This is a genomic window from Modestobacter sp. I12A-02662 (assembly GCF_041028325.1).
Lineage (GTDB): Bacteria > Actinomycetota > Actinomycetes > Mycobacteriales > Geodermatophilaceae > Modestobacter.
Genome location: NZ_JABGDE010000013.1, coordinates 133138 through 158949, shown reverse-complemented (window position 1 = coordinate 158949; position 25812 = coordinate 133138). Strand labels below are relative to the sequence as shown.

26 protein-coding genes and 1 riboswitch are annotated in these 25812 nt (G+C 75.8%); of the genes, 12 read left to right on the top strand and 14 right to left on the bottom strand.

Features of this window, described 5'->3' with window-relative positions:
- Positions 1-41 precede the first annotated feature (41 nt).
- Entirely contained in the window at positions 42-818 is a 777-nt protein-coding gene (locus HL189_RS19130; RefSeq protein WP_369135313.1) for a dienelactone hydrolase family protein, read from the top strand.
- A complete protein-coding gene (locus tag HL189_RS19125; protein WP_369135312.1) occupies positions 815-1222 on the top strand; it encodes an ankyrin repeat domain-containing protein in 408 nt (135 codons plus the stop codon). The genes HL189_RS19130 and HL189_RS19125 overlap by 4 nt, the downstream gene beginning before the upstream one ends.
- 10 nt (positions 1223-1232) lie before the next feature.
- Here HL189_RS19125 and HL189_RS19120 read toward each other — a convergent pair whose 3' ends face one another.
- Positions 1233-1721, bottom strand: a complete 489-nt coding sequence (locus HL189_RS19120) for a MarR family winged helix-turn-helix transcriptional regulator (protein ID WP_369135311.1) — start codon at positions 1719-1721, stop codon at positions 1233-1235.
- 89 nt (positions 1722-1810) lie between these two features.
- On the opposite strand from HL189_RS19120, the gene HL189_RS19115 reads away from it, so the two are divergent.
- The 3 genes from HL189_RS19115 (at position 1811) to HL189_RS19105 (ending at position 7748) form a co-directional block, all read left to right on the top strand.
- On the top strand, positions 1811-4948 hold the full coding sequence (locus HL189_RS19115; RefSeq protein WP_369135310.1) for an efflux RND transporter permease subunit: 3138 nt from the start codon (positions 1811-1813) through the stop codon (positions 4946-4948).
- A gap of 72 nt (positions 4949-5020) precedes the next feature.
- Positions 5021-6331 carry an alpha-amylase family glycosyl hydrolase gene (locus tag HL189_RS19110; RefSeq protein ID WP_369135309.1) on the top strand — a complete coding sequence of 437 codons (1311 nt, stop codon included), beginning with the start codon at positions 5021-5023 and terminating at the stop codon, positions 6329-6331.
- A 64-nt stretch (positions 6332-6395) separates the two neighbouring features.
- The gene (locus HL189_RS19105; protein ID WP_369135308.1) at positions 6396-7748 is read left to right on the top strand and encodes a nitrate/nitrite transporter; all 1353 of its coding nucleotides are present in this window, start codon (positions 6396-6398) and stop codon (positions 7746-7748) included.
- On the opposite strand, the gene HL189_RS19100 is transcribed toward HL189_RS19105, so the two are convergent.
- From HL189_RS19100 to HL189_RS19060, 9 genes are all read right to left on the bottom strand, one after another.
- On the bottom strand, positions 7736-8437 hold the full coding sequence (locus HL189_RS19100) for a spermidine synthase (protein ID WP_369135307.1): 702 nt from the start codon (positions 8435-8437) through the stop codon (positions 7736-7738). The two genes, HL189_RS19105 and HL189_RS19100, sit on opposite strands and share 13 nt — an antisense overlap.
- Positions 8434-9243, bottom strand: a complete 810-nt coding sequence (locus HL189_RS19095) for a CPBP family glutamic-type intramembrane protease (protein ID WP_369135306.1) — start codon at positions 9241-9243, stop codon at positions 8434-8436. The genes HL189_RS19100 and HL189_RS19095 overlap by 4 nt, the downstream gene beginning before the upstream one ends.
- Positions 9243-10181, bottom strand: a complete 939-nt coding sequence (locus tag HL189_RS19090; RefSeq protein WP_369135305.1) for an alpha/beta fold hydrolase — start codon at positions 10179-10181, stop codon at positions 9243-9245. Before HL189_RS19090 ends, HL189_RS19095 begins: the two co-directional genes overlap by 1 nt.
- An 88-nt stretch (positions 10182-10269) precedes the next feature.
- Positions 10270-10509 carry a response regulator transcription factor gene (locus HL189_RS19085; RefSeq protein WP_369135342.1) on the bottom strand — a complete coding sequence of 80 codons (240 nt, stop codon included), beginning with the start codon at positions 10507-10509 and terminating at the stop codon, positions 10270-10272.
- 746 nt (positions 10510-11255) lie between these two features.
- The gene (locus tag HL189_RS19080) at positions 11256-12509 is read right to left on the bottom strand and encodes an AAA family ATPase (protein WP_369135304.1); all 1254 of its coding nucleotides are present in this window, start codon (positions 12507-12509) and stop codon (positions 11256-11258) included.
- A 34-nt stretch (positions 12510-12543) separates the two neighbouring features.
- Positions 12544-13419, bottom strand: coding sequence for a biotin-dependent carboxyltransferase family protein (locus HL189_RS19075; RefSeq protein WP_369135303.1), 876 nt, complete (start codon positions 13417-13419; stop codon positions 12544-12546).
- Positions 13416-14024, bottom strand: a complete 609-nt coding sequence (locus HL189_RS19070; RefSeq protein ID WP_369135302.1) for an allophanate hydrolase subunit 1 — start codon at positions 14022-14024, stop codon at positions 13416-13418. The genes HL189_RS19075 and HL189_RS19070 overlap by 4 nt, the downstream gene beginning before the upstream one ends.
- The gene (locus HL189_RS19065; RefSeq protein ID WP_369135301.1) at positions 14024-14776 is read right to left on the bottom strand and encodes a LamB/YcsF family protein; all 753 of its coding nucleotides are present in this window, start codon (positions 14774-14776) and stop codon (positions 14024-14026) included. Before HL189_RS19065 ends, HL189_RS19070 begins: the two co-directional genes overlap by 1 nt.
- Before the next feature lie 14 nt (positions 14777-14790).
- A complete protein-coding gene (locus HL189_RS19060) occupies positions 14791-16032 on the bottom strand; it encodes an NRAMP family divalent metal transporter (protein WP_369135300.1) in 1242 nt (413 codons plus the stop codon).
- A 109-nt stretch (positions 16033-16141) separates the two neighbouring features.
- Here HL189_RS19060 and HL189_RS19055 point away from each other — a divergent pair, with 109 nt between their 5' ends.
- The gene (locus HL189_RS19055; RefSeq protein WP_369135299.1) at positions 16142-16933 is read left to right on the top strand and encodes a putative hydro-lyase; all 792 of its coding nucleotides are present in this window, start codon (positions 16142-16144) and stop codon (positions 16931-16933) included.
- Between the two features lie 5 nt (positions 16934-16938).
- A complete protein-coding gene (locus HL189_RS19050; RefSeq protein WP_369135298.1) occupies positions 16939-17706 on the top strand; it encodes a putative protein N(5)-glutamine methyltransferase in 768 nt (255 codons plus the stop codon).
- 98 nt (positions 17707-17804) lie between these two features.
- Here the strand turns inward: HL189_RS19050 and HL189_RS19045 are convergent, their stop codons facing one another.
- Positions 17805-18641: a CoA ester lyase gene (locus HL189_RS19045; RefSeq protein ID WP_369135297.1), complete on the bottom strand. Its 837-nt coding sequence runs from the start codon at positions 18639-18641 to the stop codon at positions 17805-17807.
- A gap of 119 nt (positions 18642-18760) precedes the next feature.
- Positions 18761-19357: a hypothetical protein gene (locus tag HL189_RS19040; protein ID WP_369135296.1), complete on the bottom strand. Its 597-nt coding sequence runs from the start codon at positions 19355-19357 to the stop codon at positions 18761-18763.
- Positions 19358-19727: 370 nt separating this feature from the next.
- Here HL189_RS19040 and HL189_RS19035 point away from each other — a divergent pair, with 370 nt between their 5' ends.
- A complete protein-coding gene (locus tag HL189_RS19035) occupies positions 19728-20021 on the top strand; it encodes a hypothetical protein (protein WP_369135295.1) in 294 nt (97 codons plus the stop codon).
- A 29-nt stretch (positions 20022-20050) separates the two neighbouring features.
- On the opposite strand, the gene HL189_RS19030 is transcribed toward HL189_RS19035, so the two are convergent.
- On the bottom strand, positions 20051-21787 hold the full coding sequence (locus HL189_RS19030; RefSeq protein WP_369135294.1) for a pyruvate dehydrogenase: 1737 nt from the start codon (positions 21785-21787) through the stop codon (positions 20051-20053).
- A gap of 80 nt (positions 21788-21867) precedes the next feature.
- Positions 21868-22260, bottom strand: coding sequence for a cupin domain-containing protein (locus HL189_RS19025; RefSeq protein WP_369135293.1), 393 nt, complete (start codon positions 22258-22260; stop codon positions 21868-21870).
- A 230-nt stretch (positions 22261-22490) separates the two neighbouring features.
- Between HL189_RS19025 and HL189_RS19020 the strand changes: the two genes are divergently transcribed.
- From HL189_RS19020 to HL189_RS19005, 4 genes are all read left to right on the top strand, one after another.
- Positions 22491-23030, top strand: a complete 540-nt coding sequence (locus HL189_RS19020) for a universal stress protein (protein WP_369135292.1) — start codon at positions 22491-22493, stop codon at positions 23028-23030.
- A gap of 51 nt (positions 23031-23081) precedes the next feature.
- Positions 23082-23729, top strand: a complete 648-nt coding sequence (locus HL189_RS19015; RefSeq protein WP_369135291.1) for a methyltransferase — start codon at positions 23082-23084, stop codon at positions 23727-23729.
- Positions 23730-23894: 165 nt separating this feature from the next.
- Positions 23895-24049, top strand: a riboswitch (cyclic di-AMP (ydaO/yuaA leader).
- A 14-nt stretch (positions 24050-24063) separates the two neighbouring features.
- Positions 24064-24903 (top strand): transglycosylase SLT domain-containing protein, encoded by an 840-nt coding sequence (locus HL189_RS19010; RefSeq protein ID WP_369135290.1) that lies wholly within the window; start codon positions 24064-24066, stop codon positions 24901-24903.
- Positions 24904-25114: 211 nt separating this feature from the next.
- Positions 25115-25714, top strand: a complete 600-nt coding sequence (locus tag HL189_RS19005) for a YceI family protein (protein ID WP_369135289.1) — start codon at positions 25115-25117, stop codon at positions 25712-25714.
- Positions 25715-25812: the final 98 nt, after the last annotated feature.

Here is a 25812-nt window from a genome sequence, read left to right as displayed (position 1 = left end):
CCGGCGGGCGGGTCCGGGAGGGTCCCGGTAGAACCGCAGCCATGTGCCACGACCACGACAGCCGCCCGCCCGTCCCGCCGCGCACGGGGGACGTCGCCGAGCGCGGCACCCTGACCCTGACCGCCGCCGACGGCACCGAGTTCTCCGCCGCCTACGCCGCGCCCGCGGCGCCCGCCCGGGCCGGCGTCGTCGTCCTCCCGGACATCCGCGGGCTGCACCCCTACTACGTGGCCCTGACCGAGCGGTTCGCCGAGGCCGGGCTCGCCGCCGTCGCGATCGACTGGTTCGGCCGCACCGCCGGGCTCGCCGAGACCGGCACCCGGACGGCGGACTTCGACCACAGACCGCACGTCCCGCAGGTCACGCCCGAGGGCGTCGACGCCGACACCGCCGCGGCGATCGAGTACCTGCGCGCCCGCACCGACCCGGTCCTGCCGGTGGTCACCGTCGGCTTCTGCCTCGGCGGCAGCCACGCCTGGCGGCAGTCGGCGGGTGCGCTGGACATCGCCGGCAGCGCCGGCTTCTACGGGAAGCCGGGGGTGGTCGGGGAGGCCGCGCAGCACGCCGCGAAGCCGGTCGTGATGATCATCGCCGGGGCCGACCGGGCGACGCCCGTGGCCGACCAGCTGCAGCTCGCCGCGACCATGCGCGCCGCGGGGGCGGACGTCGACGACGTCGTCTACGAGGGTGCGCCGCACTCGTTCTTCGACCGCGCCTCCGCCGAGTGGGCCGACGCCTGCGCGGACGCCTGGCGGCACGTCCTGGCCCTCACCGACCGGGTCTCCGCCGGCCCGCCGGACGTACGCTCGCCTGCGTGAGCGAGCAGCAGCCGATCGAGCAGGGCGTCCTGGAGCTGGCCCAGCGGGTGTTCGGCCTGGCCCGCGAGGGGGTCACCGAGGAGCTCGCCGCCTACGTCGACGCCGGGGTGCCCGCCAACCTGACCAACGAGAAGGGCGACACCCTCCTCATCCTCGCCGCCTACCACGGCCATCCCGAGACGGTGGGGGCGCTGCTCGACCGGGGAGCCGACCACGGCCGGGCGAACGACCGAGGGCAGACCGCGCTCGCGGCCGCGGTGTTCAAGCAGTCGGCCGACACGGTGCGCCGGCTGCTCGCCGCGGGCGCCGATCCGGACGCCGGTCAGCCGAGCGCCCGCGCCACCGCCCAGTTCTTCGACCTCCCCGAGATGGGCGCGCTGCTCGCGCAGCAGCAGCCCGGCTGACGCGCCCGGGTCAGCGGGCAGGGTCCCGGGACCGCAGCACCCGGAGCACCCCACCCAGCCCGGTGTGCAGGGCGGCCAGCTCCTCCGCGGTGAGCCCGGCGAGGACGGCGGCGTCGGTCTCCACGTCGGAGGCGAGCAGCTCGCGCACCACCCGCTGACCGGCGGCGGTCGGGGAGAGCACCCGGCCGCGGCCGTCCCGGGCGTCCGGTGCCCGGTCCACCATCCCGGCCCGCACCAGCCGGTCGACGATCCCGGTCGTCGTCGCGGGGGAGACCTGCAGCAGCTCGCTGAGGTGCGCCGGCGTGCCGGAGCCGTCGGCGACCAGGGCGGTGAGGCAGCGCAGCTGCTGCACGGTGAGCGGGGTCTCCAGCAGCGGGCCCAGCCGGCGGCGCACGCCGTGCGCGCCGATCTCGGCGCCGAGCCGGAGCACGGCGGCGACCTCCTCCGGCAGGTCGCGCCAGGAGTCGGGCCCGTCCTCGACGACGTCACCTCCCGGCATCGGGCCTCCTCCGGGGAACCGCAACTCCCGACGGGTACTTTGCGTCAAGCAAAGTACCTCGGCTCCGGCCGCCCGGCCGTGGAGGAAGAGTGTCCCGTCTCGCCGTCCTGTCCCTGCGCAACCGCGCCCTCGTCGCGCTGGCCACGATCGCGGTCCTGGTGTTCGGCCTGGTGTCGGCGATCTCGCTGAAGCAGGAGCTGATCCCCTCGCTGGAGATCCCCGCGGCGGCGGTGGTCGCCACCCAGCCCGGCGCCTCGCCGGACGTCGTGGAGCGGCAGGTCGTGGAGCCGCTGGAGCAGGCGGTCGCCACCGTGGACGGCGTCCTGTCCACCACCTCGACCGCCAGCACCGGGCTGGCGACGGTCACCGTGGAGCTGGAGTACGGCACCGACCTCGACCGGGCCACCGGCTCGCTGCAGACCGCGATCAGCCGGGTCGCCGGCCAGCTGCCCGAGGGCGTGGAGCCCGAGGTCCTCGCCGGTTCGCTCGCCGACCTGCCGGTGGTGCAGCTCGCGGTCGCGGCACCGGGCGACGCCGCGACGCTCGCCGACCGGATCGACAGCGGCGTCGTCCCGCTGTTCGAGGGCATCGACGGCGTCCGCGACGTGACCGTCACCGGCGCCAGCGCCCCCCGGATCACGATCACGCTCGACCCGGCGGCGCTGGCCGCGACCGGGGTGTCGCCCGCCGCGGTCACCACCGTGCTGCAGGGCAACGGCATCGTGCTGCCCGCCGGGACGCTCACCTCCGGCGAGCAGACCCTCCCGGTGCAGGCCGGCTCCCGGCTGACCTCGGTGGAGGACCTGCGCGCGGTCCCGCTGACCGGTGCCCGCGGCGCGGTCACCACGCTCGGTTCGGTCGCCACCGTCGAGCTGGGCGAGGCCCCGGCCACCTCCTACTCCCGGGTCGACGGCCAGCCGGCGCTGTCGGTCGGGCTCACCAAGACCCCGGACGGCAACACCGTCGACATCAGCTCCGGCGTGACCGACCTGCTCCCGCAGGTCCGCGGGGCGCTGGGCGGGGGCAGCACGGTGACCGTCGTCTTCGACCAGGCGCCCTTCATCGAGGAGTCGATCAGCGGGCTGGCCACCGAGGGCGGGCTGGGCCTGCTGTTCGCCCTGGTGGTGATCCTGGTCTTCCTCGCCTCGGTGCGCTCGACGCTGGTGTCGGCCGTGTCGATCCCGGTGTCGCTGTGCGTCACGTTCGTCGGCCTGCAGGTGGCCGGCTTCTCGCTCAACATCCTCACCCTCGGCGCGATGACGGTGGCGATCGGCCGGGTGGTCGACGACTCGATCGTGGTCATCGAGAACATCAAGCGGCACCTGTCCTACGGCGAGGGGCGGACGACGGCGATCGTCGGGGCCGTCCGGGAGGTCGCCGGCGCGGTCACCGCCTCCACGCTCACCACCGTGGCCGTGTTCCTGCCGATCGCCCTCGTGGGCGGGCTGGTGGGGGAGCTGTTCCGGCCGTTCGCGCTGACCGTGGCCATCGCCATGCTCGCTTCGCTGGTGGTGTCGCTGACCATCGTGCCGGCGATCGCCTCGGTCTTCCTCAAGGCGCCCGACGGCCAGCGGGACCCGGCCGAGCTGGCCCGGGAGCGGGAGGCGGCCGAGGCGGCCGAGCGGCGCACCTGGCTGCAGCGCGTCTACCTGCCCGCGCTGCGGGGCACCCTGGCCCACCGGCGCTGGACGGTGGCCGGTGCCCTCGCCGTCCTGGTCGGCACGCTCGCGCTGACCCCGCTGCTGCAGACGAACTTCATCGGCGACTCGGGGCAGGACACCCTCACCGTCACCGCCGAGTACCCGGCCGGCACCAGCCTGGCGGCCCAGGACGCGCGCGCCCGCACGCTGGAGGAGGCGCTGGGGGGCGTCGACGGCGTGCGGACCGTGCAGACCAGCGTCGGCTCGGCCGGCGGCTTCGCCGCCTTCGCCGGCGGCGGGGGCACGCCGACGGCGACGTTCTCGCTGACCCTGGCCGAGGACACCGACCCGGAGGCCGCCCGGGAGGAGATCCGGTCGCTGGCCGACGGCCTGGCGGACGTCGGGGACGTCACCGTGGCCACGGCCGGCTCCGGTTTCGGCAGCTCCACCGTCGACGTGCTGGTGCGGAGCGACGACCCCGACCTGCTCGCCGGGGCCGCGGAGCAGGTGCAGCGGGCGGTCGGCGGGGTCCCCGGGGCCGACGACGTCACCAACGACCTGTCCGCGGCGCTGCCGGTGGTGCAGGTGACCGTCGATCCGGACGCGGCCGCGGCGGTCGGGCTCACCGCGGCCGAGGTGACGCGAGCGCTGGCGGGGCTGACCAGCGCGGTGCCGCTCGGCTCGATCGACGTCGACGACGTCGCCACCCCGGTCTTCCTGCAGCCCGCCCAGCAGCTGCAGTCGGTCGAGCAGCTGCGCGCCGTCGTGCTGCCCACCGCGAACGGCGGGGTGCCCCTGGCCCGGGTCGCCGCGGTGGAGCAGGTCCAGACGCCGACGTCGGCGAGCCGGGTCGACGGCGAGCGCAGCGCCACCGTCGCGGTCACCCCCGGCGACGCCGACCTCGGGACGCTGACCGCCGAGCTGCAGGCCGCCGTCGACGGGCTGGACCTCCCCACCGGCGTCGACGTCTCGATCGGCGGTGTCGCCGAGGACCAGGGCGACGCCTTCGCCGACCTGGGCCTGGCCCTGCTCATCGCGATCGTGATCGTCTACCTGGTCATGGTGGCGACCTTCCGCAGCCTGGCCCAGCCGCTGATCCTGCTGGTGTCGGTGCCGTTCGCCGCGACCGGGGCGCTGCTCATGCTGCTGGCCACCGGGACCCCGCTCGGCGTCCCCGCGCTGATCGGCGTGCTGATGCTGATCGGCATCGTGGTGACCAACGCGATCGTGCTCATCGACCTGGTGAACCAGTACCGCGAGCGCGGCCGGCCGCTGGCCGAGGCGGTCACCGAGGGCGCGCGCAAGCGGCTGCGGCCGATCGTCATGACCGCGGCGGCCACCGTGCTGGCGCTCACCCCGATGGCGTTCGGGCTCACCGGGGGCGGGGTGTTCATCAGCCAGCCGCTGGCGCTGGTGGTGATCGGCGGGCTGATCAGCTCGACCCTGCTCACCCTCCTGCTGGTGCCGGTGCTCTACACCTCGCTGGAGAGCCGGCGGGAGCGGCGGGGGCGCCGGCGGGCACACCGGCGGCACCGGGCCCCGGCCTCCAGCGCGCGCCCGGCGCCCGAGCCGGTGCCCGTGGCCTGACTGGGTGGGCTGCCACCGCCGTGCGTCGCACCTCACGGTGTGACCGCTCCAGGTGCGGGGAACGGAGCGGCGATGCCGAACTGGGTGCAGGACGCGGTGTGGTGGCAGGTGTACCCCCTCGGCTTCGTGGGAGCCGAACGGGAGCGCCCGCCGGACGGCGACGTCCGGCACCGGCTGCCGCAGCTGCTCGACTGGCTGGACCACGTCCTCGAGCTCGGCGCGAACGGCCTGGCCCTCGGCCCGGTCTTCGCCAGCGGCACGCACGGCTACGACACCGAGGACCACTTCCGCATCGACCCGCGGCTCGGTGACGACGCGGACTTCGACGCGCTCGTGGACGCCTGCCACCGGCGGGGCATCCGAGTGCTGCTCGACGGGGTGTTCAACCACGTCGGCCGCGGCCACCCGGCGTTCCGCGCCGTGCTGGAGCAGGGGCCGGAGGCGCCCACCGCGGGCTGGTTCCGGCTGCGCTGGCCGGGCGGGCCGGGCAGCGAGCCGGACTACGACACCTTCGAGGGGCACGGCCAGCTGGTCGCCCTGGACCACGGGTCGCCGGATGTGGCCGACCTGGTCACCCGGGTGATGACCTCCTGGCTGGACCGCGGCGCGGACGGCTGGCGGCTGGACGCCGCCTACGCCGTCCCCCCGGCGTTCTGGGCGACCGTGCTGCCGCGGGTCCGGGCGGCGCACCCCGACGCCTACGTGGTCGGCGAGGTGATCCACGGCGACTACGCACGGATCGTCACCGGGTCCGGCATGGACGCCGTCACCCAGTACGAGCTGTGGAAGGCGATCTGGAGCTCGCTCAACGACGGGAACCTGCACGAGCTCGCGCACGCGCTGGGGCGGCACGACGGGTTCCTCGACGTCTTCGCGCCGCTGACGTTCGTCGGCAACCACGACGTCACCCGGATCGCCAGCCGGCTCACCGACGTCCGGCACCTGCCGCACGCGCTGGCCGTGCTGTTCACCGTCGGCGGGACCCCGTCGGTCTACGCCGGCGACGAGCAGGCGTTCACCGGCGTCAAGGAGGACCGGGCCGGCGGGGACGACGCCGTCCGCCCGCCCTTCCCGGCCACGCCCGGCGAGCTGGCGCCCCACGGCGCGCCCACCCAGAAGCTGCACCAGGAGCTCATCGGGCTGCGCCGTCGGCACCGCTGGCTGCACGGGGCCCGCACCACCCCGCTGCACCTGGCCAACCGGCAGCTGAGCTACGCCACCGCCGCCGAGGGCGGACGGCTGGTCGTCGCGCTCAACCTGGACGACGCGCCGGCCGAGCTGCCGGCCCCGGGGGCGGGCGAGCTGCGGGCCGGCGGAGGAGAGGTGCGCTCCGGCCGGTCGGTCCGGCTGCCGGCCCACGGCTGGGCGGTGCTCGCGGGCTGACCTGTGCGGGCGGTCACGACCGGCCGCGGAACAGCCCGGACCGGAACGGCGTTCCCAGGTGGACGTGACGTCCCCGACCACCGCCATCCGTGTGCCCGCCCGCGCCTGGGCCGTCTGGGTGGTCGGTCTCCTCGCGTACGGGGTCGCGGTCTTCCACCGCGCCTCCCTCGGCGTCGCCGGGGTCGAGGCGCAGGACCGCTTCTCCGCCGGGGCGTCGGCGATCTCGCTGTTCCTCGTGCTGCAACTGGCCGTCTACGCGAGCCTGCAGGTGCCGGTCGGGGTCGCGCTGGACCGGTTCGGCTCGCGCAGGATGATCGTCGCCGGAGCGCTGACGATGGCCGCCGGGCAGCTGGTCCTCGCTCTGGCGAGCGACGTGCCCACCGCCGTCGTGGCCCGCGTGCTGGTCGGCGCCGGCGACGCGATGACCTTCATCAGCGTGCTCCGGCTGGTGCCGCTGTGGTTCCCCGGCCGCACCGTCCCGCTGATCACCCAGCTGACAGGCATCCTCGGCCAGGTCGGGCAGATCATCGCGGCGTACCCGCTCGTCGCCCTGCTGCACACCGCGTCCTGGACGCCGACCTTCCTCGGCGCGGCGGCGGTCGGCGTGCTCGTGGGCGTGCTGGTCCTGGTCGCCCTGCGCGACACCCCGCCCGGCACGCAGCTCGCCCCGCCCTCGACGATGGCCGAGGTGCGGCGCAACCTGGCCGCCACCTGGGCCGAGCCGGGCACCCGGATGGGGCTGGCCACCCACCTGGTCACCCAGTTCTCCGGCACCGTCTTCGCCCTGCTGTGGGGCTATCCGTTCCTGACCACCGGCCAGGGCCTCTCCGCCGGTGCCGCCGCGACGCTGCTCAGCCTGCTGGTGGTCGTCGGCATGGGGTTCGGGCCGCTGGTGGGCCGGCTGTGCGCCCAGTGGCCGCTGCGCCGGTCCAACCTCGTGTTCGGCATCCTCGCCGTGACCGCGGCGGTGTGGACGGCGGTCCTGCTGTGGCCGGGGCGGGCGCCGCTGTGGCTGCTCGTCCTGCTCGTGGTCGTCCTCGGCACCAACGGGCCGGGCTCGATGATCGGCTTCGACTTCGCCCGGACCTGGAACCCGGCCGAGCGCTCGGGCAGCGCCAGCGGCGTGGTCAACGTCGGCGGGTTCGTCGCCTCGCTGTGCACCGTGCTGGCGATCGGGTTCGTGCTCGACGCGCTCACCCCGGGCAGCTCCACCGCCTACTCGCTGGACGCCTTCCGGGCCGCGTTCGCGGTGCAGTACGTGTTCTGGGCGCTGGGGCTGTTCGGTGTGGTCCGGCACCGCCGCCAGCTGCGGGCCCGGATGGCGCAGGACGGCGTGGTGCTGGCCCCGCTGACCACCGCGGTCACCGCGCGCCTGCGCTCCCGGTCGGCGTACGCGCACCCGCGTCAGGAGGCCTGAGCCGCCCTCCGGCCGAGGACGAGCGCGTACTCGTGGCGGCGGCCGTCCCGCTCCACCGCCAGCACGACGTGCTCGACGTCCGCGGCTCCGGACCGGCCGGCGAGCCGGCCGGCGAGCTCCGGCACCGGCGCGCTGGACCAGATGGCGAGCATCCCGCCCGGGCGCAGCGCGCCGAGCGCCGCCGCCAGGCCGGGCTCCTCGTACAGGCCGGCGTTGGCCGGGTGCACGAGGAACACCGGCCCGTTGTCGACGTCGAGCAGGACGGCGTCGTAGCGGGCGCGGGTGCCGGACAGGTGGGCCGCGACGTCCCCGACGCGCAGCCGCAGCCGGGGGTCCGCGACCGGCAGCGCCGGCAGCAGCCCCTCCCGCGCCCAGTCGACGAGCGGCGGCTGCACCTCCACGACCTCCACCGCGGCCACCCGGGGGTCGGCGAGCGCGGCGGCCGCCGTGCAGCCCAGGCCGAGCCCGCCGACCAGGACGGTCAGGCCCTGCCCCCGGCACCGGCGCAGCGCCTCGGTGGCCAGCGCCCGCTCGGTGGCGGTGTCGACGTCGTCCATGGCGAACACCCCGTCGACGACGAGCTCGAGGTGCTCGCCGTCGTCAGCGGCGCGCCGGCGCAGCAGCACCTCGCCGTACGCGCCCGGTGCCCGGCCGAGCTCCTCGCGGAAGGGTGCCTCGCCGCCGGTCACACCGCCCAGTCTCGGGCATCGTGGCGCTGCCCCGCACCGGCCGCCGTCGGCGCGCGCCGCCAGCCGGCGACCACGGCGAGCGCCGCGGCCACCTGCACGCCGAGCTGCACCAGGTACGGCGGCCACGGGCTGCCGTCGCCGGGCAGCGGCACGGCGAACAGGCTGGTCGTCGCGTGCAGCGCGACCGCGGTCAGGGCGCTGCCGCCGGTGCCGAGGAACACCCAGGTGTGCAGGACGGCGAGTGCCGGCAGCTGCACCAGCAGCAGCCAGATCGCCGTCCCCTCCAGCACCGCGCCGTCGGTCCGGGCCAACGGGGCGTGCCACAGCGCCCACGCCAGCCCGAGCACCAGCGAGGCCGCGACCGGCCCGGTCCGCCGCAGCAGGGTGGGGAGGGCGGAGCCACGCCAGCCGGTCTCCTCACCGAGGCCGTCGGTCAGGGCCAGCCCCAGCAGCAGGACCAGGACGCCGGCCGGACCGGTCGTCCCGGCGAGCGGCGTCGCGTCGCCCGGGCGGCCCCCGACCGCCACGGTCAGTGCGACGGTGACCAGCCAGAGGGCGGCCGGACCGAGCAGCACCACGGCCCACCACCGGCCCACCCGCCAGCGGATCAGCCGGCGGCCGAGCGCGGCGAGGGCGGGCCGGCCGCCGGTGAGGACCGCGGCGAGCACGGCGCCCAGCGCCGGGCCGTAGGTCGACAGCGGACCCCACGGGCCAGGGTCGCCGCCGGTCAGCGCGCGCGGCACCCACACCGCCCAGGTCAGCCCGAACGCCAGCAGCCAGAAGGTGGCGAGCGGGCGCCGGTCCATCAGGCGCTCCCGGCGACCGGCCAGCTCCGGATCGCGTCGGCCGTCCACTCCGGGTCCTCCACCGCCAGCAGGTGGCCGACGCCCTCACGCAGCCGGAACGGCCAGTCCGGCCGGACGGCGGCCAGCGCCCGGGCGTGCTCGGCGCGGGCGAGCGGGTCGTCGGTGCCCTGCAGCCACACCCCCGGGACGTCGATGCCGGCGACCGTGTCCCGCCAGCGACGGGGCCGGGCGAGCAGCGCCATGGTGTCCAGGATCCCGGTCCACTGCTGGGCCTGGGCGGCGCCGGCGTCCGGGCTCGCCGAGCGCTCGCGGGTCTCGGCGACCACGGCGGCCACCGCGTCGGCGGGTAGCCGGTCCGCGTGCGGGGTGGCCTGGCGCAGCTGCTGCGCGACGACCTCCTCGGCGGTCATCCGGAACAGCTTCCGGCGCACCGCCGCGGCCACGCCGGGCAGCGCCAGGAACGCCCGCCGGGCGGTGAGCGCGAGGTCCCGGCGCCCGGTGCCGTCCGGGACCGGCGGGCTCAGCAGCACCAGCCCGCGCAGCGTCTCCGGTGCGGTGGCGGCGTGCAGCAGGGCGAGCACCCCGCCCATCGAGTGGCCGACCAGCACCACCGGCTCGCCGACGACCTCGGTCACGAAGCGGGCCAGCATCCGGCGGTCGGCGGCCAGGCCCCGCCCGCGGGTGGGCAGCCCGGACCCGCCGTGGCCGAACAGGTCGACGGCGAGCACCCGGTGGGTCGCGGTGAGCCGCGGGGCCAGCAGGCCCCAGTTGAGCGCCGAGCCGCCCAGGCCGTGCACGCACAGCAGCACCGGCGCGCCGGCCGGGCCGCCGAGCTGCAGGGAGCGCACCGGGCCGTCGAGGTCGGTGAGGACCGAGCGGGCGCCCGGTGGCCACGCGACGGGGGTGGCGGCGGGCGCCGGGGAGGTGGACTGCGGCATCGGGAGCTCCTCGGATCGGGTGGAGCCCCACCGTCGGGCCCGGGCGGGTGGTGCCGCACCACCCGCGGGCCACACCCACCCGGGGTGGTCAGCAGAGGCCGAGCTCGCGGCCCCGGGAGACGGCCTCCGCGCGGGAGGCGACGCCGAGCTTGCGGTAGAGGCCCTTGGCGTAGCCCTTCACCGTGTTGACCGACAGGTGCAGGGAATCGGCGATCCCGCGCAGGCTGAGGTCGCCCCGCAGCGCCCGCAGGACGGCGAGCTCCCGCTCGGTCAGCGGCTCGGCGAGCGCGGCGCGGGTCTGGGCCGCAGCCTGCGCGCCCGCCCGCACGGTGAGCTCCGCGATCCGCGCGTCGGTCCCCGGGTCCGGCGGCGCCTCGCACCGGGCCTCCACGGCCCGGTCGAGCAGCGCGAGGGTGGCCCGGCCCTCGCCGCAGCGCAGCGCGATCGCGGCCGCGGCGACCAGCACGAGTGCGGCCGTCGCCGGATGGGCCTGGACCGCGACCAGCTCGGCCGCCCGGGCCGACCGGCGGCGGGCGGCGCGGAGGTCGCCGTCCCGCTGGTCGAGCTCGGCGGCGACCGCGTGCAGCAGGGCGACGGCCGACGCCGCGGCGTCGCCCAGCGTGGACTCGACGGCGGCCGCCTCCTCCGCGGTGGCCCCCAGCAGCAGCCGGGCCCGCTGGTCGGCGCCGACCCGGACCAGGCACCAGCCGAGCAGGCCGGCGACCTCGAGGCGGGAGAACGCGGGCAGCACCTCGATCGCCGGTGACTGCCACGCGGTCTCCAGGACGGCGAGGGCGGCGGCGTCGTCCCCGGTGCCGAGCAGCGCGCCGCCCAGCGCGACCCGCGCCACCACCCACCCCGGCAGCCGCGGGTCGGTCTCCTCGTCCACCGCGCGCCGGGCCAGGGCCAGCCCCGTCCCCGGCGGCGCGTCCGGGCTCGTGCCGTAGACCGAGCGCAGTGACGCGAGCAGCCCGGCGGTGGTGGCGAAGCCGGGGTAGCCGGGGTCGGCGGCGCCCGCGCGCAGCCGGGCCTCGGCGCGGTCCAGCAGGGCGGGCACGCGGTCCAGCCGGCCGGTCACCCCGGCCGCCCAGGCCAGCGACGCCAGCAGCGGCACCGAGCCGGCGGCCGACGGGTCGAGCAGGCCGCCGAGCTGGGCGAAGACGCCGACCCGGCCGGACTCGATGAACGTGGTGCTGTGCGCCACGAGGGCAGCGGCGGCGGCCGGGTGGTCCCCGGCGGCGAGCAGGGCGCGCACCGCGTCCTCGGGCAGGCCGGCGTCCAGGAACCACCCGGCCGCGCGCCGCCGCAGCTCAGCCACCAGTTCGGGGTCGGCCAGCTCCTGCAGCAGCGCGGTCCGGAAGAGCGGGTGCATGCGGAACCACTCGCCGTCCACCGTGGTGACGAACAACCCGTCCGCTGCAGGCCGGCGAGGGCGGCGGCGGAGTGCGACCGGCCGAGGACCGCGTCGACCAGCGCGCCGGAGAAGCGGTCCAGGGGCGCGGTGCGCAGCAGCAGCTCCCGCCGCTCCGGCGGCTGCCCGCGGAGCACCTCGGTGACCAGGTAGGCCAGCGCGTGCTCTTGCCCGGGCGGGCCGGCGGGCAGCGGGCGGCCCTGCCGGCGGTCCCGGAGCGCGAGGCCGCCGAGCACCAGACCGGCCGCCCAGCCCGCGGACCGGTGCAGCACGCCGGGGACGGCGCCGTCCGGGGGCACGGGACCGGCCACGGCGGCGAGCAGCTGGCGGGCCTCGTCGTCGGTGAACCGCAGGTCCGCCTGGCCGATCTCGGTCAGCCGGCCGCGGGCCCGCAGCCGGGCCAGCCCGACCGGCGGCTCGGTGCGGCCGGCGAGCACCACCCGCAGCGCCGCCGGCTGGTGGTCGAGCAGGAACTCCAGGCCCTCGGTCACCCGGCGGTCGGTCACCTCGTGCAGGTCGTCGAGGACCAGCAGCAGTGGCCGCGGGACGTCGGCCAGCCCGTTGAGCAGCTCGGGGACGGCGACGCCCAGCGGATCGACCGACGGGACGGCGAGGGCCGCCAGCGCGCGCCCGGTCGCCTCCGGTGCGGGCCCGGACAGCGCCGTCGCCAGGTAGGTCCAGAACCGGGCCGGGTCGTCGTCGCCGCCGTCCAGGGTCAGCCAGGCGACCGGGCCGCGGACGGTGCGCACCCAGGCGGCCAGCAGGGTGGTCTTGCCCCAGCCGGCGCCCGCGGTGACCACGGTGACCGGGGTGCGACCGCCGTCGAGGAGCCGGGCCAGCCGGGACCTGGGCACCAGGGACGCGGGCACCGGCGGCACCCGGGACTTGGCGGTGAGCAGGGGGCCGGTCTCGGCCACGGCGTCCACCTCCCGGGTCGGACCGTCCCCGGGTCTACCGGCTGGGGGCCCCTGCGTCCAGACGGCTGCTCGCGCGGAACCGGAGCGGCTGGCCGGGGCGCAGCTGGGCGCAGCGGTCCACGTCGGCGTCCACCACGTAGCCGATCACGGGATAGCCGCCGGTGACCGGGTGGTCGGCGAGGAACAGCACCGGCAGCCCGGACGGCGGCACCTGCAGCGCGCCGCGGACCATGCCCTCGCTGGGCAGCTCGCCCTCGCGCACCCGCTGCAGGGGCTCGCCGTCCAGCCGGAGCCCCACCCGGTTGCTCTCGCTGGTGACCGTCCACGGCCGGGTGGCCAGCGCGGCCCAGCCGGCCTCCCCGAACCAGTCCGCGCGCGGGCCGGGCAGCACCGGGACGGTGACGTCGTCGCCCGGCGGGTCCGCGACCGGCGCGACGTCGAGCGTCGGCGGGGGAGCGGTGGGCTCCCCGACGGGCAGCTGGTGCCCGGCGGCGACGACGTCGGGGCCGAGCCCGGCGAGGACGTCGGTGGACCGCGACCCGAGCACCGGCGGGACGGCGATGCCGCCGCGGACCGCCACGTAGGTGCGCAGCCCGGTCGCCGGCACCCCGAGCCGCAGCTCCTGGCCACGGCGCAGCGGGGCGGGCGCCGCGTGCGGGAACGGCCCGGCGCAGCGGGCGCCCGCGGTGGCCAGCAGCACGTCGTCCTCGGCGCGCAGGACCAGCCCGCCGAAGGTCACCTCGAGCAGCGCGGCGTCCGGCGGGTTGCCGACCAGCCGGTTGGCCAGCGCGGCGGAGGACCGGTCGCAGACGCCCGAGCGGCCGATGCCCAGCGCGGCCTGGCCCGGCCGGCCGAGATCCTGGACGGTGGTCAGCGGGCCGGGGGCGAGGACCGTGAGCAGGCGGGTCATGCGGGCACGAACCGCACCCGGACGCCCGGCCGCAGCAGGGCGGCGGGCTCACGGTCGAGGTCGAACACGGCGACGTCGGTGCGGCCGATGAGCTGCCAGCCGCCCGGGGACTCCCGCGGGTAGACGCCGCTGAACTCGCCGGCCAGCGCGACCGAGCCCGGCGGCACCTTGGTCCGCGGAGTGGGCCGGCGCGGCACGTCCCACGAGCCGCCGGACTGGGTGAGGTAGCCGAAGCCGGGCGCGAAGCCGCAGAAGGCCACGGTCCACTCGGCGTCGGCGTGCCGCCGGACCAGGCCGTCGGGGTCGGTGCCCAGCAGCTCGGCGCACTCGGCGAGGTCCGCTCCGTCGTAGTGCACGGGCAGCTCGATCACCTCGCCGGTGCTGCGCGCGTCGGCCCGCGGAGACGTGCGCCGCACCGTGTCGGCGACCTCGGCCAGCGTGGTGCGCCCGGGGTCGACCACCAGCAGCACCGTGCGCGCCGCGGGGACGATGTCGAGCACCCCCTCCGGCGGTGCGGCGGCGAGGGCCGCGTACAGGGCGAGGACGTCGTCCAGGCCGTCGAGCTCGACCAGCAGCGCGCTGCTGCCGCTGGGGAGCAGGCGCATCAGGGGGCGAAGGGGGCCAGCTCGGCCCCCCCGGTGGTGAGCGCCTCGCGGACCTGCCGGGCGATCTCCACCGCGCCGGGGGTGTCGCCGTGCACGCAGATCGAGTCCGGGCGGAGCGTGAGCTCCCCGCCCTCGACGTCCCGGATCGGTTCCCCCGCGGCCATCGCGACGCACCGGCGGGCGATCTCGGCCGGGTCGTGCAGCACCGCGCCGGGCAGCCGCCGGGAGACCAGCGTCCCCTCGGGGGTGTAGGCCCGGTCGGCGAAGGCCTCGTGCACGGTGGTCAGCCCGGCCTCCTGCGCCCGCCGCAGCCAGACCGAGCCGGGCAGGCCGAGCACCGGCAGGCCGCGGTCGTAGGCGACCACCGCCTCGACCACCGCGGCGGCCTGCTCCTCGTGGTGGACGATCGTGTTGTAGAGCGCGCCGTGCGGCTTGACGTAGCGCACCCGCGACCCGGCCACCCGCGCGAAGGCCTCGAGGGCGCCGAGCTGGTAGAGCACGTCGGCGGTGAGCGCCGGGGGCTCGACGTCGATGAACCGGCGGCCGAAGCCCGGCAGGTCGCGGTAGCCGACCTGGGCGCCGATCGCGACGCCGGTCTCCACCGCGCGGGCGCACACCCGCCGCATGATCGACGGGTCGCTCGCGTGGAAGCCGCAGGCGACGTTGGCGCTGGTGACGATCTCCAGCAGCGCGTCGTCGTCGCCGAGCGTCCACTGCCCGAAGCCCTCGCCGAGGTCGGAGTTGAGGTCCATCCGGACAGCCTGCCTCACGAGAAGAGCTCGATGACCGGCTGCACCGAGCGGACGGCCAGGAAGAGCGTCAGCAGCCAGGCCAGCCACCCGATGACGAGCAGCCAGCGCGGGTAGCGGTAGCCGTGCAGCAGGTCGGCGCGGCGGGTGGCGACGTAGAGCAGGACGGCGATCCCGATCGGCAGCAGCAGCCCGTTGAACGCGCCGGCGAACACCAGCAGCGTGGTGGGCGGGGTGCCGAGCAGCACGAAGGCCAGCGTGGTGACCGCGATGAACCCGACCACGAGGAGCGTGCGCGTGCGGTCGCTGGTCCTGGACTGGGAGGTCACGAAGGACACCGTCGTGTAGCTGGCGCCGATGACGCTGGTGATCGACGCCGCCCACAGCACGATGCCGAAGACCCGCAGCCCCACCTCGCCGGCGGCCTGCTGGAAGGCCGAGGCCGCCTGGTTCTCCGGGTCGAGGGTTGCGCCGCCGGCCACGACGCCGAGGATCGCCAGGAACAGCACGATCCGCATGATCCCGGTGATGATGATCCCGGTGATCGAGCCGCGGGTGATGCCGCGGACGTGCTCGGGGCCGCTGACGCCGGAGTCGAGCAGCCGGTGCGCCCCGGCGTAGACGATGTAGCCGCCGATCGTGCCGCCGACCAGGGTCGTGATCGCGAGGAAGTCGACCTGCTCGGGCAGCACGACGTTCCTCAGCGCCTCCCCGACCGGCGGGCCGGAGGTGATCGCGATGTAGGCGGTCAGCAGGATCATCACCAGGCCGAGGACGACGACGATCCGGTCGACGGCCACCCCGGCCCGCTTGCTCAGGAAGATGCCGATGGCGACGACGGCGGAGAGCGCCCCGCCGATCCTGGGGTCCAGGCCGAACATCGCGTCGGTGCCCAGCCCGGCGCCGCTGACGTTGCCGATGTTGAAGACCAGCCCACCGACGAGCAGCAGCGCGGCCATCACCCAGCCCAGGCCCGGGGCGACCAGGTTGCCCAGCTCCTGGGCGCGCCGGCCGGAGACGCCGATGACCCGCCAGACGTTCAGCTGCAGCGCGATGTCGATCAGGATCGAGATGACGATCGCGAAGGCGAAGGCGGCACCGAGCTGGACGGTGAACGTCGTGGTCTGGGTGATGAACCCGGGCCCGATGGCCGAGGTGGCCATCAGGAACATCGCGCCGAGCAGGGTGGACCGGGTGCTGGCGGCCAGTCGCCCGCCGGGTGGCGCTGCGGCGGTCGTCGCGGACGGTTCGTCTGCCATGGCGGCCCTCTCGGTCGGTCGGGTGCGGTCGGTACCCGGTTCCGGCCGGGCGATGCAGGACCGGGCCCACGGGTCTCGTGGGCGGCGGTCCGGGGGGAGGATGGGCGCCGTGACCACCGTCGTCCCGCCTGCCGCGAGCCCCGCCGAGTCCCGGGCGCGGTACCGCGCCGGGCTCGCCGTCCCCTCGTCGGGCTGGGCGCCCGGCTACACCCAGGCCAACCTGTTCGTCGTGCCCCGCGCATGGGCCTGGGACGTGCTGCTGTTCGGCCAGCGCAACCCGCAGCCGGTGCCGCTGCTCGACGTGACCGACGAGGGCTCGCCGCACACGGTGCTCGCGCCGGGAGCCGACCTGCGCACCGACCTGCCCCGCTACCGGGTGTGGCGCGACGGGGAACTGGTCGACGAGCCCACCGACGTCGTGGACCTGTGGTCCGACGACCTGGTCGCCTTCCTCATCGGGTGCAGCTTCAGCTTCGAGACGGCGCTGCTGGAGGCAGGCGTGCCGGTGCGCAACATCGAGCAGGGCCGCAACGTGTCGATGTACCGGACCAACCGGCCGTGCCGGCCGGCCGGGCGGCTCTCGGGACCGCTCGTGGTGTCGATGCGCCCGGTGCCCGGGCACCTGGTGCCCACGGCGGTCCAGGTGACCGCCCGGATGCCGCAGGTGCACGGGGCGCCGGTGCACGTCGGGACGCCGTCGGCCCTCGGCATCGAGGACCTGTCCCGGCCGGACTTCGGCGACCCGGTCGACGTCGAGGACGGCGACGTGCCGGTGTTCTGGGCCTGCGGCGTGACCCCGCAGGCGGCGTTGATGGCCTCCCGCCCGCCGTTCGCGATCACCCACGCGCCCGGGCACATGTTCGTCACCGACGTGCCCGACGCGACCTACCGGCAGGCCTGACCCGGGTGACCGCCGCCGAGCCGGTGGTCCGGCGGCTGCGGGCGGCCGGCTGCGTGTTCGCCGAGGACGAGGCGCGGCTGCTGCTGGACACCGCCGGCACGCCGGCCGAGCTCGAGGAGCTGGTCGGACGCCGGGTCACGGGGGAGCCGCTGGAGCACCTGCTGGGCTGGGCGGGGTTCTGCGGGCTGCGGATCGCGGTCGGGCCCGGGGTCTTCGTGCCGCGGCGCCGCACGGAGCTGGTCGTGCGGCTGGCCGCGCCGCGCGTCCGGCCGGGGGACGTCGTGGTCGATCTCTGCTGCGGGTCCGGAGCGGTGGCCGCGGCGGTGGCGGCCGCCGTCCCGGGGGTGGAGGTGCACGCCGCGGACCTGGACCCGGCCGCGGTCGCGGTCGCCCGGCGCAACCTGGGCTCCGGCGCCGTCCACCAGGGGGACCTGTTCGACGCGCTGCCGGGGGCGCTGCGGGGGCGCGTGGCCGTGCTGACCGCGAACGCGCCGTACGTGCCCACCGCGGCGATCGGGCTGATGCCGCCGGAGGCCCGGGACCACGAGCCCCGCACCGCGCTCGACGGCGGGGCGGACGGCGTCGACCTGCACCGCCGGATCGCGGCGGGCGCCCCGCCGTGGCTGGCGCCGGGCGGCGTGCTGCTGGTCGAGACCAGCGAGCGGCAGGCGTCGGCGACGGCCGCGGCGATGACCGCGGCCGGGCTCCGGGCGGGGGTGGTCCGCGACGACGACCTCGACGCCACGGTCGCGGTCGGCACCCTCGGGACGTGAGAACGGCCCCCTCCGCAGGTGCGGAGGGGGCCGTGTGCGGCCCTCCTGCAGGGGCCCGCTGCGAGCCTGCGAGCGGCGGCGGGCAGGAGGGTCCTTGCTCAGCTGGGCTCGACGCCGAAGGCGCTGGCGAGGTTCTCGATCTTCCGCGCCCGGCCGAGGCGGGGCAGGTCGCTGCCGTCGCGGATGACGCGGCCGCGGGCCTCGAAGTCGGCGAGGAAGTCGCGGGCCCAGGCGACGTCCGACGGCGTCGGGCTGATCACCTCGTTGATCACCGGGAGCTGGTCCATCTGCAGGCACAGCTTGCCGGTGAGGCCGAGGGAGACGGTGAGCGCCGACTGCTCGCGCAGGATGGGGTGGCTGGTGCTCACGGTCGGGCCGTCGATCGGGCCGGGCAGCCCGCCGACCCGGCTGGCGATGACCAGGCGGGACCGCGGGTAGGCCATCGCCAGGTCGTCGGCGCTGGTACCGGTGTCGCGCCGGTAGTCGCCGCTGCCGAAGGCGAGCCGGAACGCGCCACGGGCGCGGGCGATGTTCACCGCCTCCTCGATGCCCTGCGCGGACTCGACCAGCGCGAGCACCGGGGTGGCGCCGCCGAGCCGGTCGAAGGTCTCGGTGACGTGCTCGGCGAGCTCGGTCTTGGCCAGCATCACGCCGTTGAGACCGGGCAGCCCGGCCAGCGCGGCGACGTCGTCGGCCCAGAACGGGGTGGAGTGGTCGTTGATCCGCACCCACGCCTTCTTCTCGCCGCTGGACAGGTAGTCCACGACGTCGGCCCGGGCGTCGGGCTTGCGTGCCGGGTCGACCGCGTCCTCGATGTCGAGGATGATCTGGTCGGCGCGCGAGTCGTGGGCCTCGTCGAACAGCTCCTTGCGAGCGCCGTTCACCAACAGCCACGAGCGGGCGATTCCGGGGTCTACGTTCCTGCCTCTGTGCACCCCGACATTGTGCGTGGTGTGGCGCCGGTCGCACCCGCTGGGGTGCCGTGGAGTACGTCCCAGTGGCTGTCGGTCGCCTGCTGACTCCTCCCGGCTTTCCCCTGACTGCCCGTCCGACCTCAGGCGGCCCGGTCGCCGAGCCGGTCCAGCAGGCCGACGTGCCAGTCCACGTCGACCCGCCGGCCGGTCGAGCCGCGCGGCCGGACCAGGTCGAGGCGGACCAGGCCGGTGCGCCCACCGGGCAGCTGCCCGTCGGCCCAGAGCAGGGCCAGGTGGGCGCGGCCGGGTTGCCGCTCGTCGGAGGCACCGAGGGCCAGCTGGGTCTGCTGGACCGGGGCCTGCCGGTAGAACTCGCGCAGCCCCTGGGTGTCGGCCGCGGGCGGCTCCCCGTCGTCGCTGTGCCAGACGCGGACCACGTCGGTCGCGGTGTGCAGGATCAGCCCGCTCATCGGCAGCCCCAGGTTGTCCGTGCCGAGGTCGAGCAGGTCGAGCTGGCCGCTGAGCGGGCCGTCGTCCAGGTGCGCGCCGAACGGCCGGAGCCGCTCCATGGCCTCGCGCCGGACCAGCTGGTGGTCGAGGTGCCGGTCGGCCGAGGGCTGCCACCCATGATCGGCGTGGATCCGGCGGCTCACGGCGACCCCGGCGGCCAGCGCGTCGCGGACGGCGACGAACAGCGGTCGCAGCCGGGCGACGACGGCGTCGGGGGAGTTCTCCACGGCCGGCAGTCTGCCCGGCGGGTCCGACGGCTCCGCGGAGGCGCGGCCCGCCTCGCGCACCGCCCGCCCGCTCCGGCGTCTGCCGGCCGTCGTCGGGCCGCTGACGAGGAAGAACTGTCGTATCCCCTCTCCAGGTCGAGCTGCTGGAGCAGCTGGACCTCCGGGGTCACCCGCACCACCCGGCCGCCCGGGCTCAGCCTGCCCCCGACCGTCCCGGCGGATGAGGAGCCCCCTTCTGGGCCCGGCAGCTGCTGGACACTGCCGGCCCGCGATGCCCGACCTCGAGTGGCGGCTGTGACGACTGTGGCGGTGGGCTCATGGTCGCCCCGATCGAGTAGCGGGGCGGCTGCGTCCTGCCGATAAGGGCGGTGTGATCCGTCAGGACGTCGAGCGGGGCTCGCTGCGGAGCCCCCAGTGGTTCGATCCCGCGCACCAGGCCGACATCCTCGTGGCCTTCGACAGCCATCTGGCCACCGGCCTGCACGACCGCAGTCCGCTCAGTCCGCGCCCCGAGCGGGTCCGGGAGCTGGGGCAGCTGGCCGCGGCGAGCGCACTGCCCGCCCGCGCCGCGCTGCTGCGCTGGGGTGCGCTGCCCGCCGCCGTCCGCAGTCACCTGCTGATCAGCTGGTACGGCAGCCGCACCACCGGCGCGAACGCCGCCTGATCCGCCGGGCGGGCCGTCCCGCCCGGCGGCTACGGGCGGGGCACGTTCCGGAGGTTGGCGCGGGCCAGGTCGATCATCTTGCCCACGCCACCGCCCAGCACCGTCTTGGTCGCCGACGCGGCGAACCCGCGGATCTGCTCGCCGGTGATCGCCGGCGGGATCGACAGCGCGTTCGCGTCGGTCACGAACTCCATGAGCACCGGACCGGGCTCGGCCAGCCCCCGCACCAGGGTGTCGCGGACGTCGCGCGGGTCCTCCACCCGCATCGCCCGGATGCCCACACCCTCGGCGATCGCGGTGAAGTCCGTCGGCTCGTGGTCGGTCTGGAAGTCCGGGATCCCGTCGACCATCATCTCGAGCTTCACCATGCCGAGCGAGGCGTTGTTGAACAGCACGATCTTGACCGGCAGCCGGTGCAGCCGGACGGTGATCAGCTCGCCGAGCAGCATGGCGAGCCCGCCGTCGCCGCTCATCGAGACCACCTGCCGGTCGCGGTCGGCGAACTGCGCTCCCACCGCGTGCGGCAGCGCGTTCGCCATCGACCCGTGCTTGAACGACCCGATCACCCGCCGCCGTCCGTTCGGCGTGAGGTACCGGGCCGCCCACACGTTGCACATCCCGGTGTCCACGGTGAACACCGCGTCGTCGGCGGCCAGCTCGTCCAGCTGCGCCGCGACGTACTCGGGGTGGATCGGCCGCATGTGCTCCACCCGCGACGCATAGGCGCCGACCACCTTCTCCAGCGCCTCGGCGTGCTGGCGCAGCATCGACTCGAGGAAGCGCCGGTCCTTCTTCTGCTCGAGCAGCGGCAGCAGCGCCCGGATGGTCTCGCCGACGTCCCCGTGCACGGCGACCTCCAGCGGGGTGCGCCGGCCCAGGTGCGAGACGTCCGCGTCCACCTGGGCCGTCCTCCGCTGCGGCAGGAAGTTCGTGTACGGGAAGTCGGTGCCCAGCAGCACCAGCAGGTCCGCCTCGTGGGTGGCCTTGTGCGCCGCCCCGTAGCCCAGCAGCCCGTTCATCCCGACGTCGTAGGGGTTGTCGTGCTGGATGACCTCCTTGCCGCCGAGGGCGTGCCCGACGGGAGCGAGCACCCGGCCGGCCAGCTCCATCACCTCGTCGTGCGCCCCCGCGCAGCCGGCGCCGCAGAACAGGGTCACCGTGCGGGCCGAGTTGATCGCCTCCGCCAGGGCCGCGACCTGGTCCGGGGCCGGCCGCACCGGTGACGGCTCGGTCACCAGGGTCATGGCCTCGGTCGGCCCGCCGGACTCCTCGGCGGCGAGGTCGCCGGGCAGCACCACGACCGAGACCCCGCGCCTGCCGACCGCGGTCTGGACGGCCACCCGCAGGGCGTGCGGCATCTGCTTGGGCGTGACCACCTCGCACCAGTACGAGCACTCCTGGAAGACGCGCTCCGGGTGGGTCTCCTGGAAGAACCCCGTCCCGATCTCCTGCGACTGGACGTGCGAGGCGATCGCCAGCACCGGCGTGCCGCTCCGGTGGGCGTCGTAGAGCCCCTGGATGAGGTGGGTGTTGCCGGGACCGCACGAGCCCGCGCAGACCGCGAGCCGGCCGGTCACCTGGGCCTCCGCGGCGGCGGCGAACGCGCCGCCCTCCTCGTTGCTCACGTGCACCCACTCGATCCCGTCGGTGTGCCGGATGGCGTCCACGATCGGGTTGAGGCTGTCGCCGACGACGCCGTAGACCCGGCGGACCCCGGCGTCCCGCAGCATCTCGACCAGTTGGGCGGCGACGGTGGGATGGGCCATGGGTGCCTCCGGTCAGGACGGCGGGGTTGTGGACAGGCCCCTCGGGCGGGGGGCAGCGCCGCCCCGCCCGAGGGGGGTCATCAGTCGGACGTCGGCGGCTCGTCCTTGCCCTGCTCCTCGAGCTCGTCGGCCTCCTCCTTGGTGTGGTGCACCGCCTTGTCGGCGTGCTCCGGCGGGCCGTACACGGTGTAGAGCACCAGGGGGTTGACCCCGTTGTTGACGAAGTTGTGCTTCTTGCCCGCCGGGACGACCACCAGGTCGCCCTGCGCGACGTTCTTCTTCTGACCACCGACCTGCGCCTGGCCGGTGCCGCTGACGAAGGTCAGGATCTGGTCGACGTCGTGCACCTCCTCGCCGATCTCCCCGCCCGGCGGGATGGTCATGATCACCAGCTGGGTGTGCTCGCCCGTCCACAGCACCCGACGGAAGTCGGCGCTCTGCTCGGCGACGGTGGCGATCGTGAAGTGCTCCATGGACGCCCTCTCTCCCGATCTCCTCGCTCCACGGCCGGCGCAGCGCCGGCCGGCCGGCACGGACGCCGGCTCGTGATCCAGTCAAGTGCAGGTAGGCGGCCCGCGCGATCCGAGCTGCAGGCCGCGGGCACATCGACGGCGCGCGGTTGTCCCTGGCCCGACCGGCCCGTCGTGCGCCAGGGTGGGACAGGTCCCGGCGCGGTGCCGGGTGCGGCCAGGGGAGGACGACGGTGACCGACCAGTCAGCGGACGCGGCACGGACGGCGGAGCGGGACGATGCGGTCCGCGAGCCGGGCGGCGAGCACGAGGTCTCGACCCGGGCGGTGATCGACGGGGGCGTGGTCGTGGGCCACGACGGGTCCGCCTGCGCGCAGGACGCCCTGCAGTGGGCGGCCCGGCTGGCCGAGCGTGCCTCCTGGCCCCTGCACGTGGTGCGCAGCTGGCGGATCGCCACCGCGCCTCAGCCGTCCAGCTGGGAGGTGGGCTACGTCCCGCCGATGACCGACTACGAGAAGGCGGTCCTGACCGACCTCGAAGCCGACGTGGTGGCGGCGCTCGGCGCCGAGCGGGCCCGCCAGGTCACGTGCCACGTCGTGCACGTCGCACCGGTGAAGGCGCTGATCCAGTCGGCGGAACACGCCGACCTGCTGGTGGTGGGCGCCCGCGGCCGGGGTGGCTTCGCCGGCCTGATGCTCGGGTCGACCAGCGACCAGATCACGCACCACGCGCCGTGCCCGGTGACCGTGGTGCGCAGCAAGCGCCGCCACTGACCCCGAGGACCCGGCCGGTCCGCGGTCCCGGTCGCGGTGTCCACTGACGGGGTGTCCGCTCCGCGCGCCGTCCCGCCGTCCTTCCTGCAGGGCCACACCCGGCTCGCCCGCCCGTCCCTGGTCCCCGAGGTGCAGCTGCACGTCGCCGACGACGTCGTGGCCCTCTGGGAGGCGATGGAGACCGAGGTCGGCGGCGCCGGGCAGGACCCGCCGTTCTGGGCCGCCGCCTGGCCGGGCGGCCAGGCCCTGGCGCGCTACGTGCTGGACCACCCGGAGGTCGTCGCCGGTCGGCGGGTCCTCGACCTGGGCGCCGGCAGCGGGCTGGTCGCCGTCGCCGCGCTGCGGGCCGGTGCGGCCGCGGTCGTCGCCAGCGACGTCGACCCGTACTCGCACACCGCCGTCGCCCTCAACGAGCAGGTCAACGGGGTGTCCGGGATCGAGGTGGTGGGCGACGTGCTGGACGGCGAGCCCCCCGCCGTCGACGTCGTGCTGGCCGGCGACGTCTGCTACGACCGGGAGATGACCGCCCGGGTGCTGCCCTTCCTCGGCCAGGCCTGGCTCCGCGGCGCGACCGTGCTGCTCGGCGACCCGGGCCGGGCCTACGTGCCGCGGGAGGGGTTGATCGCGGCGGCTGAGTACGACGTCCCGGACGCCGATGGGGAGCAGGTGCGCCGGACGACGGTCTGGCGACTGCCCTGAGCGCACCCGTCACACCCGCCCCAGGGGTGCTGCCACACCTCGGCGTCCTGCGCAACGAGTGGCAGATCACGACGAAATCGGGCCCCGGCGATTGTCACGGCCAGGTAACGGCCCGTACGTTGGCAGTATTCGGTCGGACGACAGATCCCCACCCGGGGGAGCCCGCACCGGATGCCGCCGAGTCGCTGCGCGCAGCGAGCCGGGGACCCACCGCAGCACTGGGGTGAATCCCGCCTCGGGCACACGTGTGCCTGGGACGGGTAGGGCGACTTCCAGCCCGAACCCGTCAGCTAACTCGGTAGGCGGCCACGGAAGATCCGGAGCCCCTCTCTTCATGTCCCACGGCACCAACGCGCACACCTCGATCGAGCAGGTTCCTGCCACCGACGTCCACGCGCTGGCCGAGGCGGACGCCACGGTCGGGACCGACTCCCCGCGCCGCAGCCGGCGCACCCCGGCCGGCTTCCGCCGTCCCGCCATCTACCTGGCGGCCGCCGCCGCGGGCGCGATCATGGTCAACGTGCTCGCCACGAGTGAGCCCGCGGCCCAGGCCACGGCCGAGCCGGTCAGCGTCGCCGCCACCCTCGGGCTGACCTCGCAGCAGAGCGTCGTCGCGGACGGCGTCGTCGGCGAGCGGCTCGGTGAGCTCGCCGCGCAGCGCAGCCAGCGGGAGGGCGAGCAGGCCGCGGCCGCCGCTGCCCAGGCTGCCGCCGACCAGGCCGCCGCTGAGGCGAAGGCCGCCGAGGAGGCCCGGCTCGCCGCCGAGGCCAAGGCCGCGGAGGAGGCCCGGCTCGCCGCCGAGGCCCAGGCCGCCGAGGAGGCTGCTGCCGCCCGGGCCGCCAAGGAGGAGTCCCCGGCGCCGCGGTCCGGCAGCGTCGCCGCATCGGGCTCGTACCAGGACTACGCGCTCGCCAAGGTCGGCGGTGACTCGTCGCAGTTCTCCTGCCTCGAGAACCTGTGGGGCAAGGAGAGCGGCTGGAACCCCAACGCGCAGAACCCCTCCAGCACCGCCTACGGCATCCCGCAGTTCCTGAACTCGACCTGGGCGAGCACCGGGATCGCCAAGACCTCAGACCCGTACCGCCAGATCGACGCCGGGCTGATCTACATCGAGTCGCGGTACGGCTCGCCGTGCAGCGCGTGGTCCCACTCCAAGGCCAAGAACTGGTACTGACCCCAGCAGCGGCCTGACCCGCCGACGAGGCCCCACCCCGACGGGGGTGGGGCCTCGTCCGCGTTCCGCGGCTCCCGTGCCCGCAGGATCGCCCGGTGGTCGAGCGGGCGACGGCGACACCCCGTCCCCCCCGCAGGGCCACGTGCCGCGCGTGGGAGGACCATCGGGGACACTCCACCTGTCCACCCACCCGAGCGAGGAGCACCGACCCGTGGCCAAGCACCGCGCACCCGAGGGTGCCGCGACGGACTTCGATGCAGCCACCAGTGCGCTCGCCGACGTGACCGGGAAGTACTCCGTCGACGTCGCGCACACCCGCATCGGCGTCCGCGCCCGGCACGCCATGGTGACCACCGTCCGTGGGTCCTTCACCGAGTTCGCCGGGACCGCCCACCTCAACGTGGCGGACCCCGCGGCCAGCAGCGTCGAGCTGCGCATCGCGACCGCCAGCGTCGACACCGGGGTCCCGGACCGCGACGCGCACCTGCGGTCCGCGGACTTCCTGGACGTGGAGCGCTTCCCGGAGATCGTCTTCCGGTCGACCGAGGTCGAGCAGGTCGACGCCGAGGTCTACCAGGTCACCGGCGATCTGACGATTAAGGGCGTGACCCGTCCGGTGTCGATCGACTTCACCCTCACCGGCTCCGCGCTGGACCCCTTCGGCAACCTGCGGGTCGGGTTCGAGGGCGCGCTGGCGATCAAGCGCAGCGAGTGGGACCTCACCTGGAACACGGTGCTGGACACCGGCGGTGTGCTGGTCAGCGACCGGGTCCAGGTGGAGTTCGACGTCTCGGCCATCAAGGTCTCCTGAGTCGGGGACGGGGGCGCGCCGGTCGCCTGAGTGACCGGCGGACGCCATCCGCGCCGGCTCACCGGCTGCGGTCGAGAGGAGGTCCGTCCACCGTCTCC